General features: G+C 40.2%; 13 protein-coding genes. 10 read left to right on the top strand and 3 right to left on the bottom strand.

From position 1 onward, the window contains the following. Positions 1 to 223 precede the first annotated feature (223 nt). Positions 224 to 2,776 (top strand): M14 family zinc carboxypeptidase, encoded by a 2,553-nt coding sequence (locus H4J65_RS06615; RefSeq protein WP_182196932.1) that lies wholly within the window; start codon positions 224 to 226, stop codon positions 2,774 to 2,776. Positions 2,777 to 2,780: 4 nt separating this feature from the next. Here the strand turns inward: H4J65_RS06615 and H4J65_RS06610 are convergent, their stop codons facing one another. Then, positions 2,781 to 3,548, bottom strand: a complete 768-nt coding sequence (locus tag H4J65_RS06610) for a ComF family protein (RefSeq protein WP_182196930.1) — start codon at positions 3,546 to 3,548, stop codon at positions 2,781 to 2,783. A gap of 78 nt (positions 3,549 to 3,626) precedes the next feature. On the opposite strand from H4J65_RS06610, the gene bioH reads away from it, so the two are divergent. The 3 genes from bioH to H4J65_RS06595 all read left to right on the top strand — a co-directional run bounded on the left by bioH (position 3,627) and on the right by H4J65_RS06595 (position 5,881). Next, the gene (gene bioH / locus H4J65_RS06605) at positions 3,627 to 4,409 is read left to right on the top strand and encodes a pimeloyl-ACP methyl ester esterase BioH (RefSeq protein WP_259367548.1); all 783 of its coding nucleotides are present in this window, start codon (positions 3,627 to 3,629) and stop codon (positions 4,407 to 4,409) included. A gap of 150 nt (positions 4,410 to 4,559) precedes the next feature. Next, complete coding sequence (locus tag H4J65_RS06600; RefSeq protein WP_182196928.1) at positions 4,560 to 4,868, top strand: hypothetical protein; 309 nt, start codon at positions 4,560 to 4,562, stop codon at positions 4,866 to 4,868. A gap of 5 nt (positions 4,869 to 4,873) precedes the next feature. After that, a complete protein-coding gene (locus H4J65_RS06595; protein WP_182196925.1) occupies positions 4,874 to 5,881 on the top strand; it encodes a putative metalloprotease CJM1_0395 family protein in 1,008 nt (335 codons plus the stop codon). A 114-nt stretch (positions 5,882 to 5,995) separates the two neighbouring features. Here H4J65_RS06595 and pyrE read toward each other — a convergent pair whose 3' ends face one another. Both pyrE and rph read right to left on the bottom strand, forming a co-directional pair. Then, entirely contained in the window at positions 5,996 to 6,637 is a 642-nt protein-coding gene (gene pyrE, locus H4J65_RS06590; protein WP_182196923.1) for an orotate phosphoribosyltransferase, read from the bottom strand. Positions 6,638 to 6,655: 18 nt separating this feature from the next. Further along, positions 6,656 to 7,369 (bottom strand): ribonuclease PH, encoded by a 714-nt coding sequence (gene rph, locus H4J65_RS06585; protein ID WP_146879660.1) that lies wholly within the window; start codon positions 7,367 to 7,369, stop codon positions 6,656 to 6,658. Between the two features lie 167 nt (positions 7,370 to 7,536). On the opposite strand from rph, the gene H4J65_RS06580 reads away from it, so the two are divergent. From H4J65_RS06580 to H4J65_RS06555, 6 genes are all read left to right on the top strand, one after another. Continuing rightward, the gene (locus H4J65_RS06580; protein ID WP_182196922.1) at positions 7,537 to 8,100 is read left to right on the top strand and encodes a thioredoxin family protein; all 564 of its coding nucleotides are present in this window, start codon (positions 7,537 to 7,539) and stop codon (positions 8,098 to 8,100) included. Then, positions 8,078 to 8,848 carry a gluconate 2-dehydrogenase subunit 3 family protein gene (locus H4J65_RS06575; RefSeq protein WP_259367547.1) on the top strand — a complete coding sequence of 257 codons (771 nt, stop codon included), beginning with the start codon at positions 8,078 to 8,080 and terminating at the stop codon, positions 8,846 to 8,848. Before H4J65_RS06580 ends, H4J65_RS06575 begins: the two co-directional genes overlap by 23 nt. Next, entirely contained in the window at positions 8,845 to 10,569 is a 1,725-nt protein-coding gene (locus H4J65_RS06570; protein ID WP_182196921.1) for a GMC family oxidoreductase, read from the top strand. The genes H4J65_RS06575 and H4J65_RS06570 overlap by 4 nt, the downstream gene beginning before the upstream one ends. Positions 10,570 to 10,693: 124 nt before the next feature. Further along, the gene (locus H4J65_RS06565) at positions 10,694 to 11,557 is read left to right on the top strand and encodes a YicC/YloC family endoribonuclease (protein ID WP_182196920.1); all 864 of its coding nucleotides are present in this window, start codon (positions 10,694 to 10,696) and stop codon (positions 11,555 to 11,557) included. Between the two features lie 201 nt (positions 11,558 to 11,758). Continuing rightward, positions 11,759 to 13,030: a tyrosine-type recombinase/integrase gene (locus H4J65_RS06560; RefSeq protein ID WP_182196919.1), complete on the top strand. Its 1,272-nt coding sequence runs from the start codon at positions 11,759 to 11,761 to the stop codon at positions 13,028 to 13,030. A 438-nt stretch (positions 13,031 to 13,468) separates the two neighbouring features. Then, entirely contained in the window at positions 13,469 to 14,071 is a 603-nt protein-coding gene (locus H4J65_RS06555) for a hypothetical protein (RefSeq protein WP_182196918.1), read from the top strand. Positions 14,072 to 14,242 lie beyond the last annotated feature (171 nt).

The following is a 14,242-nucleotide window of genomic DNA, read 5'->3' as shown; positions in this document are numbered from 1 at the left end:
TCTCCCTACTGGGCTTGAACTTTTCAATACCCGACTATTTTACTCAAGTATAACAATTTTACGCTTGTCTGTCATTTGGTGCTAGTCCTAGATAGCATAATTTATATAGCCAGCAGCTGAAAAGTTAACAATAAAACAGATAAATGGGCAATTATCGCGAGATAACTAGTTCATATGGCATTATTTTGTTATTTTATCTAACTATTGAACCAGGAGATCTCGCATGTTGTTATCGTTGTATCGAATTGTAATATTTTGTTTATTAAGTGCTTCGTTTACCGTTTTTAGTGCCAATGTAAGTACATACTTGCCCAAGGGCGCAGTTTATAGCGAAAAAGTGCCAACGCCAGAATCCACTTTGGGCTTTGGTATTGGTGAACGCCATCCACGCCATGATCAAGTAATAAACTATCTACAGCAAGTCGCGGCATCGTCAACTCGACTCCAAATTGAAGAAATGGGTCGAACTACACAGTTTCGCTCACAAATTTTATTAACTATTTCAAGTCCTGAAAACTTAAATAACCTTGAGAAAATTTTAGCACGGCGCTCAGATATAGCCGCCTCTGCTAAAGACCCTATTGTGGTTTGGTTAGGTTATAGTGTGCATGGTGATGAAATTAGCGGTACTAATGCGGCTATGGTGCTGGCTTATCATTTAGCCGCATCGCAAGATAAAGCCGTGGCCGATATGCTGAACGACACTATTATTGTGATAGAGCCGAGCATTAACCCAGACGGCATGGATCGATTTGTTAATTGGGTGGCGACCCATAGTGGTATAGCTGAGAATTCAGATCCAAACCATATCGAACATCATCAAAACTGGCGCACGGGCCGTACCAATCATTTTGGTTTTGATTTAAACCGCGATTGGTTGCTATTGTCGCAAAAAGAAAGTCAAAATCGCCTACCCTATTTTCATCAATATCAGCCAAATGTTTTAGGTGACTTTCATGAAATGGGCGCCAATAGCAGCTATTTTTTTCAGCCAGGTATTCCCACACGAACGCATCCTTTAACACCAGAAAAAAATACCGAGCTAACGCGGTTACTCGCGACCTATCACGCCAAAGCACTCGATGAAAAACAGCGTTTATATTACAGTGAAGAAAGCTTTGATGATTTTTATTATGGCAAGGGTTCAACGTATCCAGACATTAATGGTGGCATTGGTATATTGTTTGAACAAGCCAGTAGTCGAGGTTTACAGCAAGATACCGTTAATGGCTTACTGACCTTTGAATACGGTATACAAAACCATGTATTAACGTCGTTATCAACTATTGAAGGTGCGTGGAAAAACCAACAAAAATTTAAAGCTTATCGACAAGACTTCTACCAACAGGCACAAAAAAAAGCCAGTGATGAAAGCTTTAATGGTTATATTTTTACTGAAACTAAAGATCATTATCGCCTAGAGACTTTTTTAAATAAGTTGCAGCAACATCAAATTAAGGTGTATCCCCTTAAGCAAGATTATAAAATTAATGAGTTAACGTATTTTGCGCAGTATAGTTATTATATCCCATTAGAACAGCCGCAATACCGAGTGGTTAAAGCGCTATTTAATCAGCAACAAAGCTTTCAAGATAATACCTTTTATGATGTCTCAGGCTGGACGTTACCACTCGCCATGAACATAAAATTTGCGCCTGTTGGACGTACTTGGGGTTTAAAAACTGAAGAAAAACCATGGCAACCTAGCACTGTAAAAGCTGCTGATGTCAGCAAGTTGGCTTACGCCTATGCCTTTGAATGGCATGATTTTTTAGCGCCCAAACTGTTAAATAAAATTACCAAGGCTAAGATCAAGGCAAAAGTAGCTACTAAGGCGTTTTCCGCGACAGTTAATGGCGCAGTTAAAACCTTCGAACAAGGCACTATTATTATACCAGCGGGTACTCAGCAAGTAGAAAACTGGCGTAATATTCTCACGGACTTTGCGGCTAAAAGCCAGATAGCGCTTAACGCTTTAGATACGGGATTAACTGCAAAGGGCATTGATATTGGCAGTAGTTCATTTCGGCCAGTTTCAGCGCCGAAAGTATTATTGGTGGGTGGTAAAGGGGTATCTCAATATGAAGCAGGTGAAATACTTTACTATCTTGATAGTCTACTGGAAATTCCGGTCACGGTCGTTGAAATGCCACGCTTAACCGCGATTAATTTAGCTGACTATAGCCATATAATTATGGTTGATGGCCGGTATAATGCGTTAGACAGCAAGGTACAGAGTGAATTAACTGCATGGTTAGCTAATGGTGGTGTGCTATTTGGTCAAAAACGCGCCGCACTTTGGTTCTCAGAAATAGAATTATTAAAAATTGATTTTGTCAGTAAAGCGCATATCGACCAGTTATTTGATACGGATAAATTAACTTACGGTGATAAAGAGCAACTGGCGGGTCGAAAACGTATTGCTGGCGCTATTTTTCAAGCCGAATTAGATGTCAGTCATCCGCTAGCATACGGTTATCAAAACATTAAGTTACCGGTATTTCGAAATAGCACCATAATTATGGAGCAAACATCGCAGCCATTTATAACGGTAGCAAAATACAGTAATGTACCTTTGCTTAGTGGTTATACCGATAAAAATTTAGTGAATCGTTTAGCGAATAACCCGACACTGGTGGCTCACAATGTCGGTAAAGGTCGGATTATTGCGAGTACTGACAACCTAGCTTTTCGTGGCTACTTTTTGGGCAGCATGAAGATTATTGCCAACAGTTTATTCTTTGCTAAAGCCTTTAGTGCCAACTTGGCAGAATAAAGCGCTAGCTAGGAATCGCTAAACATAAACTCAGGAGTGTAATATTTTGCACTCCATTTTTTTTTAGCAGCTTACAAATTTCATTGGCGGTTGTGCCTGTGGTCACCACATCATCAATCAAAATAACATGCTCAGGTAGCTTTGCCTTCGGGTTGATATTTAAGCTAAAAGCTTGTTTTAAATTTTTTCTGCGTTCAGCACCTGACTTACCCACCTGACTGTCTGTTAATTTTTTCCTGATCACAAGATCTGCTTGATAAAGATAACCAACACTTTGGGCGAACTTGCGCGCAATCAGGTCTGCTTGGTTAAACCCGCGTTCTTGCCACTTTTTTAAATGTAATGGCACCGGCACGATCCAGATGTTGTCGGGCGTTAAATTTGTCTGTTCAAGGCTAAGATATTGCTGCCAGTGATGAATAAGTAGATAAGATAACAGCTCGGCTAATTCGGTTTTATGTTGATATTTTAACTGACTAACCCAAGTATTGAAGGGCCACACATAAGGCGCAATGGCTAATAGGTGATCAAAATGTTTGATGGGGATCAGTTTTGTAACGGCGGGCCATAATAATAAATCATAAGGCAGATGTTGGTGATTAAAATAAGGTAAATCTGCTTGGCAATACTGACAAAGTAATGGGTGATGTTGGCAAGTATTACCACATAAGGAGCAGCCGCTTATTTTTAGGCTGACTTTTTTTATTTCTTGGCGCAATGTCTGCTGTAAAGTTAATAGTATTTCCCTATTGCGCTTGCTGCTAAATTCCATTTTCAGCCTCCTTTGGTTAAACTGTGCGCCTACCGGATATTGAGCACATTAAGCATGACACTCAGCATGAAAGAGAGCATGGCAGAAAGATTAAAAATTACCAGCCAAGGCCAAGGTATTCCTTTGGTATTCATCCATGGTTGGGGCCTTAACTCGGCTGTTTGGCAACCCTGTTTAGCGCAGCTCCAAGCCAACTTTCAAGTGATCACCGTCGATTTGCCCGGCTTTGCGACTAATAAATCAGTACAACTGGCTCAATATTCATTAGTTGAGATAGCAGAGGCTATTGTACAAGCGGTGGCTAAACCCGCGGTTTATATTGGTTGGTCTTTAGGGGGATTAGTCGCCAGTCAAATGGCTATTCAGCATCCAGCGCAAGTATTAGGACTAGTGACTGTGGCGAGCTCGCCACAGTTTGTAGCACAAGATAATTGGCCAGGCATTAAGGCAAGTGTTTTGGCGTTGTTCCACCAACAACTTGCTCAAGACACGACAAAAACTATTAGTAATTTTTTGAAAATTCAAGCCATGGGTAGTCCACATATTCGCCAAGACATTAAACAAATTCGCGAGCTAGTTATGCAATATGAACAGCCTACGCGACAGGTATTAGACGACTCATTAAGTTTATTAGAAAGCTCAGATTTGTCTGCGCAGCTACAAAATATTCATCAGCCATTTTTACGCCTATACGGCAAGCTTGATGGTTTAGTACCCAAACAAGTTATTGCTTTGATTGATCAACTTGCCCCTCACAGCCAAAGTTATATATTTGAACAAGCCTCACATGCGCCATTTATATCTCATCAGGCTGAGTTTTTAGCGATATTGAAAAGCTGGTTAACTGAACATCTGAGTTAAAGAGTAACGGTTTACTTTTTAACACTTTTGGTTGATAATTGAGCAGGTAGCTGAATATTAAGTTGAACCGTAAATTTAGCAGATAACTACCGAGTATAAGTAAAGAGTATAAGTACAGCGTAAGTGTCAGTAATCATTGAGGAGTATTTTGTGGAAATTCAATCCGCCTTTAATCTTGGTGCACAAGGCCTTCAAAAAGCTAATGAAGATGTTTATAAAGCGGCCGAAAATATAGCGACTAGTACTAGCCTAGCGGCTGAATCTTATGGCGTCGCTCAAGCAAGTAATGCTCCTGTGGCTAATGTTAACGAGCTAGCTCAACAAAAGGGTGATAGTCCGGTAAAGCTAACGCAGTCACTCATAGATTTGCGGGTGGCAGAATTTCAAGCGAAGGCATCTGTTGAAGTGATGCAATCAGCCGATGAAAACTTAGGCTCGTTATTGGACGTTACCGTTTAGCGGTTATGAATATCACGCCACAAAACACTCATCTACCCATACAAACTGTGGTAAACCTGCAGACAGATAGCTTACGTCGTGAAAATCAGCAAAGAGAAGTCATCACAAAGCCTGAGCCATCGAGTCAATCAGGCGCCGAAAAAGGTCCGGCCTCTGACAAAGAACGTGGCCGCACTCCCGCACAAAACAATCAGCAAGTAGATTTTGCCAGCTTACGTAAACAAGCTGAGCTCGCTAACGATGTTATTGGCAATAGTTCACACAATAGTTCAGGTGATGGCTCAGGCAATAGCTCAGGGCAAGACTCAGCAAAGCACTCAGAACAAGAGGCTAATAAGCAAAATAGCGAGAGCTCTGGAGAAGCAAAACCGGGGCAAAAAAGCGCAAGTCGTGACCAACAATCGAGTGCGGAAGAGTTGGCCAATACACAAATTATTCGCAGCTTGGAAAATCGCGATAAAGCGGTGCGTAATCATGAAAACGCTCATGCTGGCGTTGGTGGTTCATTTACTGGCGCGCCATCTTATTCATATGAAATTGGGCCAAATGGTAAAAAATATGCTGTTGCTGGTGAAGTCTCTGTTGATTTAACGCCTATTGCAGGTGAGCCAACAGAAACCATTGCTAAAATGAATAAAGTGCAAGCGGCTGCTTTAGCACCGGCTAATCCATCAGCACAAGATATTCGCGTTGCTGCTTCGGCGGCTAGTATTATTTTAGAAGCTCAGGCAGAGTTAACGAATATCAGTGCTGACAATGTTGAGGCTAAGCCGCAGTTAGGTCAGTTATATCCTGATAAAGCGCTGCTGCAAAGTGACACTAGCCTTGAAAATAATGACAGTAGTAAAGCTTTTGATCGTCAAATTTCCCAAACCTTATCAGCGCAAGAGGCCCTAGTGCCAAGCCGGCCATTAGCGGTTGATGAAAGAGCGGGCCGCATTGAAAAATTTTACGCTACTATTAATCAAGCCTATGAAAAATCAGCAAGCTATCAATTCGAGCTAACGGCCTAGTGATCGCTGAGCCTGTGATACGATTTTTAGTAACAAAAAAGCCTGCAATTTTGCAGGCTTTTTACGTTTGGTGACGCTACTATTTACTGACTATAGCAAGAGTTAATTTATTACTTAAATACCGTAATCTTCACGATATTTTTTAATGCTAGCCAAGCTGTCAGTCATGTCTGGTTTTTCTTCCAAGTAGCTGATTAAGTCAGCCAAGGTAACAATAGAAATGACCTTGGTATTAAAGTCGCGCTCAACTTCTTGAATGGCAGAAAGCTCTGCTTGGCCTTTTTCTTGTCGGTCTAAGGCAATCAGTACACCGGATAATTCAGCACCGTGAGCCTGAATAATTTGCATTGACTCACGAATGGCAGTGCCTGCGGTGATGACATCATCAACCAGCATCACTTTACCTTCAAGGGGTGAGCCTACTAAGCTGCCACCTTCACCGTGGGTTTTAGCTTCTTTGCGGTTAAAGCAATATGGCATATCAATGTTGTAACTGTCAGCAAGTGCAACTGCTGTGGTGGTGGCAATAGGAATGCCTTTGTAAGCAGGGCCAAACAACAAATTGTAGTCAATGCTAGAATCTTGCAATGCCGCGGCATAAAAACGTCCTAAACGGGCTAAATCACCACCGGTATTGAATAAACCCGCATTGAAAAAATAAGGACTAATACGGCCTGACTTTAAGGTGAATTCGCCAAAACGTAACACTTGTTTAGCTAAGGCAAATTCAATGAATTCGCGTTGATAATCTTTCATAATTAGCTCCTGTCTGGCTTAATTTAAAGCGGTTTTTTGAATATCAAACAGTTCATTAATACTGTTCTTAGCAAGTGCGAGCATTTGTTGCATTTCGTCAAAGCTAAACGGTTCTTCTTCAGCTGTGCCTTGCACTTCAATTAACTTGCCGGTTTCGGTCATGACAACGTTCATATCAGTATCAGCGGCAGAATCTTCAACATATTCTAAATCAGAAATCGCTTCACCTTTATAGATACCCACAGAAACAGCGGCAATCATGTGCTTAAGGGGATTGTTATTAATAATACCTTTAGCGCGCATATGGTTTAGTGCATCAACCAAAGCGACACAAGCGCCGGTAATTGAAGCGGTACGCGTGCCACCGTCAGCTTGAATAACATCACAATCAATCGTAATAGTATTTTCACCCAATGCAGCTAAATCAACCGCAGCACGCAATGAACGCGCGATTAAACGAGAAATCTCTAAGGTGCGACCGCTTTGTTTGCCATTGGCAGCTTCGCGACGCATACGCGTGTGAGTAGAGCGAGGTAACATGCCGTATTCAGCGTTGATCCAACCTTTGCCCTGGCCTTTCATAAAACGCGGTACACCGGTTTCCACTGTGGCGGTACATATAACTTTGGTATCACCAAACTCAATAAGCACTGAGCCTTCTGCATGAGCGGTAAATTGACGCGTAATGGTTACAGGACGTATTTGCCCTAAAGTTCTGCCGCTTGGACGCATGTTGCATTTCCTATCATAGTATAATTGCTGCGCATTATAATCGTTCGGATAGCAATTTGACATAATGACGTTACAAGTATTTTGAAATATAGTTAATTAATATAAGGTCACTCTATTGTGGGTTTGTTGTTAGTGGCCATTGAATATTATTGACGTAGAGAGAATTTATGAAATTTCAGCTGTTTATTGTTTTATGGTTAGCGAGTGTATTGTTATCAAGTTTATTGCTCACCAGCCCAGTAAGTGCGCAAGCTTCTGCACACCCGTCAACAATTGCTACTGCAAACGAATTGCCGTTATACAGTAAAGTTTATGACGATAAGCGCGACCCGTTTAAAGACGCGCAAGCAGCCATTGGCATCGCGCAAGCCAGTAACAGAAATGTGTTAATTGAAATTGGCGGCAATTGGTGTACTTGGTGTCATAAAATGGATGCTTTTCTAGCGAAAAATCCTAAAATTTACCAAACGCTGCATGATAATTATGTCCTGCTTAAAATAAGCGTCAGTGACAGCAATGAAAATGAAGCTTTTATGAAGTCGTTGCCACCCGTGCAAGGTTACCCGCATATGTATGTTTCAACCAATACCGGCCAAATGTTGTTGTCTAAAGACACCGCTGAATTACTTGACGACTTGCAGTATTCTGCGCAGTACTGGCTGACTTTTCTAGCAAAATGGCAGGTAAAAAATAATAAGGAAAATTTAAATGACGCAAGTGCAAAAGGTTAAAGCCATGGTTCGAAAGCAAACAACGAACACAGCAATGTCGCCAGTGAACTCATTTTTTGATGAAAATTTTCGCACGCCCAAATGGCTACAAAAGAAAGTTTCCAGGCGCAGTGCACTAAAATCTGCAGCGGGCGCGACTATGGTTGCCGCTATGCCATTACGTGCTTGGTCAACACTGGCTAGTGAGAAATTTGCCCAGGTATTGCAAACTGACCCCTGGTTAACCCTTGAAGCGGTACTGGCGCATTTATTACCTGAGTCGCCAACGGGCCCTAGTGCAAAAGAAATTCAAGCAACACAGTATTTATATAATGTCGTGTTTCAACAGCCTACCGAAAGCGATGAAATTGAATTTATTTATAAAGGCGTTGGCTGGCTAAATGGTTTCAGCAACAGTGAATTACAGAAAAATTTTGTGTTATTAAGCTTTGATGAAAAAGAAAAAATATTGCGGGCCATTAGTCGCTCACGCGCGGGCGAGAATTGGTTAAGTAATTTAGTTAGTTATATTTTCGAGGCCATGCTGACACCGCCAAGTTATGGTGGTAATCCTAATGGTATAGGTTGGCAATGGTTAGATCATCAAGCGGGTTTTCCCTTACCTCAAGCTGGGCAGCGTTATTATGAATTACCCGGTAAACAACCTATTGTGCTGAGTAACAAAGCGCCGTTTTCCAAGACAACAAGCACACAAATTGTCAGCCATCAGCAATATATGGGCAAAAAAATAGGAACTCGAAAAGCATGAAATATGATATTTGTATAGTGGGTAGTGGCGCAGGCGCTTCACCAGTGGCTTATACCTTAGCCAACGCAGGCGCTAAAGTGTTAGTGCTAGAGAAAGGCGCTTGGTTAACAGAAAAAGAGTTTTATAAAGATGAACTCGCGATCAGCTTACGTGATGCTTATAACCCTAAACTTGAAGACGAACAGCATGTTATTGAAGAAGAATATGAAAACGCCGCAGGTGAAAGTTTTTGGCAAGGCCAAGCAACCAGTGAATCGGGTTGGAGCTTTTGGAATGGCACCGTAGTTGGCGGCTCGTCAAACTTTATGAGTGGCTACTTTCATCGTTTAAAGCCGGTAGATTTTCGTTTGAAAACTGAATTTGGCGCCATTAAAGGTGCAAATGTCGTTGACTGGCCAATCAGTTATGATGAGCTAGAACCTTACTACGCGATAGTTGAAAAGGTGGTTGGTGTATCAGGCAGAGCCACTGCACACCCACATCAAGAACCTCGTTCAACCGACTTTCCGTATCCACCCTTGGCTGAACATGCCATTTCATCGTGGATAGACAAAAGTGCAGAAAAAATAGGTTACCACGCAGTGCCAGTGCCTAGAGCGATATTATCTCAACCGGCTATGGGCAGAAATAGCTGTGAATATTCGGGTTATTGCAGCAGTTATGGTTGTTCGTCAGGTGCGAAAGGCGGTGGCCGAGCGGCATTATTGAACCACGCAGTCGCTACAGGCAATTGCACCATAACACCGCATGCAAAAGTGTATAACATTGCGACTGATAGCCAAGGTGAAATATCTGGCGTGCAATATTATGACCAAGCAGGGCGCAAAAAAACTGTTCAGGCTAAATATTATGTAGTGGCATGCCAAGCCATTGAAACCTCACGTTTGCTATTGGCTTCCAAAGGCGAGAAATTCCCTAACGGTTTAGCCAACAATACCGGCCAAGTCGGTAAAAACTTAGTTTTTAGTGCCGGTGGAACGGGTCGTGGTGATTTCTTTTATAAAGACTTAAGCGACGAGAAAAAAACACAACTTACCCAAGTAGGGCCTTTTATTAATCGTGCTTTACAAGACTGGTATCAAATTGATGATAAAGCTTTTACCGGCATTAATCGCGATGGCAAAGCCAAAGGCGGCACCATAGACTTCTTGTTTTATCAAAATCCTATTTCGCGTGCACAAGGCACACAGTGGCAATATGATGAAAGCCAAAATAGTGAAACACTACTTTGGGGTGAAGCACTCAAACAAAGCATGAAAACTGAATTCACCAGTTATAAAACACTCCGTTTTGAAGTGTTTAATGACTGGTTGCCAACTGATAATTGTTTTGTCGCTTTAGATGATGAAGTCACCGATAAGTGGGGCGACCCTGTGGCGAAAGTACGTATTGGCGCGCATAACCACGATTTAGATGTAGGTGAGTATCTCGCTGAAAAAGCTGAAAAGTTATTAGTAGAAATGGGCGCGAGCAACGTTTCATCATCGGTGAGCAGTTCACCACCCACCAACTTAATGGCGGGTGGTTGTCGTTTTGGTCATGACCCTAAAACGTCAGTATTGAATAAAAATTGCCAAACACATGAGGTTGAAAACTTATTTGTTACCGACGCCTCGTTTATGCCAACAGGCGGTAGTGTGCCTTACACTTTTACCATTTATGCCAACTCGTTTCGCGTTGCAGACCATATTAAAGCGCGCTGGCAGCAAGCAAAGGTTTAATATTGACGTGGAGCGGGTATATTGCCACCATGATCTCGCTAACTACAGCTTATTAATGTAGATACCCAGTAGTAGCTAGGGCATAATTCACCACAATGTTAATTTAAAAAATTTAGGAGACTCAATGATCCATAGTATGACAGCGTTCGCACGCCATGAAATTAAGGGCGAATGGGGCAATGCCGTTTGGGAAATCCGTTCTGTTAATCAACGTTTCCTCGAAACCTATTTTCGTTTACCCGAGCAATTTAGAAGCATAGAGCCAGTATTAAGAGAACGATTTCGCAAGCAATTAAATCGCGGAAAAGTAGAATGTAATTTACGTTTTAATGCTAACCCAGCAGCAAAAAGTAAAATCACCTTAAATACAGAGCTAGCTGGCGAATTAATGACCCACGCCAATACTATTGCAAGCTTAGCCAATAACGCGATGGTAAACCCCGTTGAAATTATGCGTTGGCCTGGTGTGATGGAAGCAGAAGAAGCTGACATGAATACCATTCAAGCAGAAGTACTGGCCGGTTTTGACCAAGCATTAAAAGACTTTATTGTTGCTCGTACCGATGAAGGTGAAAACCTTAAGATGCTTCTTGAGCAGCGCTTAGATGGCATTATCGAGCAAGCCGATATAGTCAAAGGCCACATGCCAGAAATCATAGCATGGCAACGTAAGCGCATTACCGACAAGTTTGCCGATGCTAACATTGAACTTGAATCATCACGTGTTGAGCAAGAACTGGTATTACTGGCGCAAAAAATGGATGTTGACGAAGAAATTGACCGTCTATTTAGTCACGTAAAAGAAACCCGCAGCATTTTGAAAAAAGGCGGCGCACAAGGCAGACGTTTAGATTTTATGATGCAAGAGTTTAACCGCGAAGCAAACACCTTAGGTTCAAAATCTATTAATGCCGATATCACCAACTCAGCGGTTGAGTTAAAAGTGTTAATTGAGCAAATGCGCGAGCAGATCCAGAATATAGAATAGAAAGTTATCTATTATTTTTGACTGATATTTCGGCTAAATAACATGATATTTAAGTGTTTTTAGCCAAAATATTTAAGAAAGCTTTTAAAAAAATATGTTTTCTTAGCCTTTTTTTGCTTCAAGTGGTGACCAAAGTGGTGATTTTTTGGTGACCTCCTCCTCATTTACTCATCACATTTGATGAGCAATTGAGGTAATAAAATGTCAGTATTAGAACAAGCAAATCGAGTTAAAGAACTAGTGCAACTCGGAATCCCTTCCTTCGAAAATTTTTATCCGTGTTTATATCTTGATGTCAAATCATCAGGCAAAGCAAGTTGGATAATTCGTTATCAACTTTATGGCAAACGACGTCAATTTAAAATTGGTGCTTATGGTAAAAACCATGAAGAGCTTCTAGATCTAGAAGATGCCATTAAAATTGCAATTGATTGCCGTCAGAAATTGAATGATGGTATTGATCTAAAACTCGATATTGAACGTCAAAATCAACCTAAGTTAATAACATTTGATGATTGCGCTAATAAATACTTAGATAAAAAGCGCAGTAAAATACAAACTGTATATATATATGAGCGGGTCTATAAAAACGAAATCAAAGAATACATGGGAAACATTCGAATGGACCGTATTCACAGTTACGATATAGACAATGTTATTCAGCGTGTTTTGGATTCGGGTCGTCCATCCGTTGCTAACCAGGTTTTACTTTTTATAAAGCGTGTATATCGCCTAGCAACAAAATATAAGGTGGTTATTTGCAATATCGCGCAAGAATTTTCTCAAACTGAAGATGCGGGTGGTGCTGACAAAAAGCGCCAACGTTTCCTCGAAGAGCAAGAGATTGAAGCTGCTTTTTTGGTATTTCGTCAACATCCATACAAAATACCGACAGGTTCGTATATAGCACTTGTGTTGTTACTTCTATTGCTAACTCGAAAAATGGAGTTATTATCTGCAAAATGGACTCAAATAGATTTAAAGCGCCAAACGTTTAAGTTGTTTGCTAGCGGTACCAAAACTGAAGCGGCATTAGTGATACCTATTCCGGATTTAGCTATACCACTTTTTCATGATTTGAAATTGCTCAGTGCAAATTCTGAATATCTATTTCCGAATCGCAAAAAGAGTAAAAAGGCACATATTGGTGAAGATACACTAAATGATGCTGTTTCGAGTTTGTTTGGCATCGCTTACGGCAATAGAAAGCCAAGCCCTAATTATTTTGAGGAAATTTTTGTTGAACACTTCACAATCCATGACCTCCGCCGCACAGCGCGTACAATGCTCAGTAAGCTTGGTATTAGTAAGCCTGTAGCTGAGAAATCGATGAATCATAGCCTTAAAGGCGTCGAAAAAACATATGACTGTTATGGCTTTTTTCCTGAGCGTGTTGAAGCACTGAACAAGTTGGCTGAGTTGATTCTGCCTTTAGTAAAATACACACCCATCTCAAATTTGAATGATGCATAACTATGTTACGTAGATATTTAGTGGGCTTGCTCACTGGATTCAAATAGTAGTTAAAAATCTGTAGACCTAATTGTAAAAGAACTTAATGTTTATATGGACAGAAGTGGCTCTAATCGAGCCACTTTCATTTTCTATACTACTTACGTCAACTCAGAAATATCTACTTTTTTATATGTTATTCAGTGCTGATTTTATGACTGCTTCTTTTATATAATCTGTCTTCTCACCGTTCACCAATTCATTTTTTTTATTTGCAGTTTAATCACTGAAAAATATAAAAATATTTTTTGATAACTGTTACTTATTGTTTTTATTAATAAACTAGTATTGCTATGAATTCATAAATATGGAAAATATCACTCGTAAACAAGAACTTTTGAAACATTATTAATTTTTCAAAAGTATATTATTAATGCTAAGAACAAGGTGGAAATTATTATGAGAAAAGCAGAAGTCGCTTCAGAAGATATTTATGAAGCTGGTCGTAAATTAGAACAGGAAGGAAAGCAAGTAAGCGGATATAAGTTAAAAAATATTATTGGAAAAGGGCGACCTGAACGCCTGATGAAAGAATGGTCAAATCGTTTCATTAACTCAGAGCAACCTATTGAATTTTCTGATTTTGATATTCATGTTCTTGAGCCTGAAGTTGAAGAATTGTTAGAGTCGCTAAATGAAGAAATTGGAAAGAAGTTAAATGAAATAATAGTAACTTGCGATAAAAAAATTCAAAGCATAGCTGATCGTAAGCTTACCAAAATCAGACTGGAACTTGAAAAAAATGCTAACAACTTATGCGCATCAATTGATGAAATGGATGAATTAATATGTTTTCATGAGTTAGAAAATGAACGTCTTAGTCAAAAACTTGATCATATACAAGCTTTGAAGCTTGATCATTTTGAAGATGAAAAAACTATTATTAAGTTGAGAGCAAGGTTGCAAAGTAAAAGTGAGTTATTGGAAGAGCGACAACTGAGAATAGATGAGCTATGCAATCTTAATAGTGTTTTACAGGAGACTGATAAACGTACTGATTAACAACATAGCATAAAAACAAATTTAGCAGCAAAAATGGAAGCTGTTAATTTGTTGATTCTCATAAGTCGATCATAAGCGTTAACCCTTGCACTTAAAAAGTACAATCCCCAATATTATAACTTTCAATATCATATTCCTTATTTATAATATTGAAAACAAACAAACAAACAA

Source organism: Colwellia sp. MB02u-9 (assembly GCF_014077085.1).
Classification (GTDB): domain Bacteria; phylum Pseudomonadota; class Gammaproteobacteria; order Enterobacterales; family Alteromonadaceae; genus Cognaticolwellia.
This window is presented reverse-complemented; position numbering and strand designations above follow the sequence as displayed.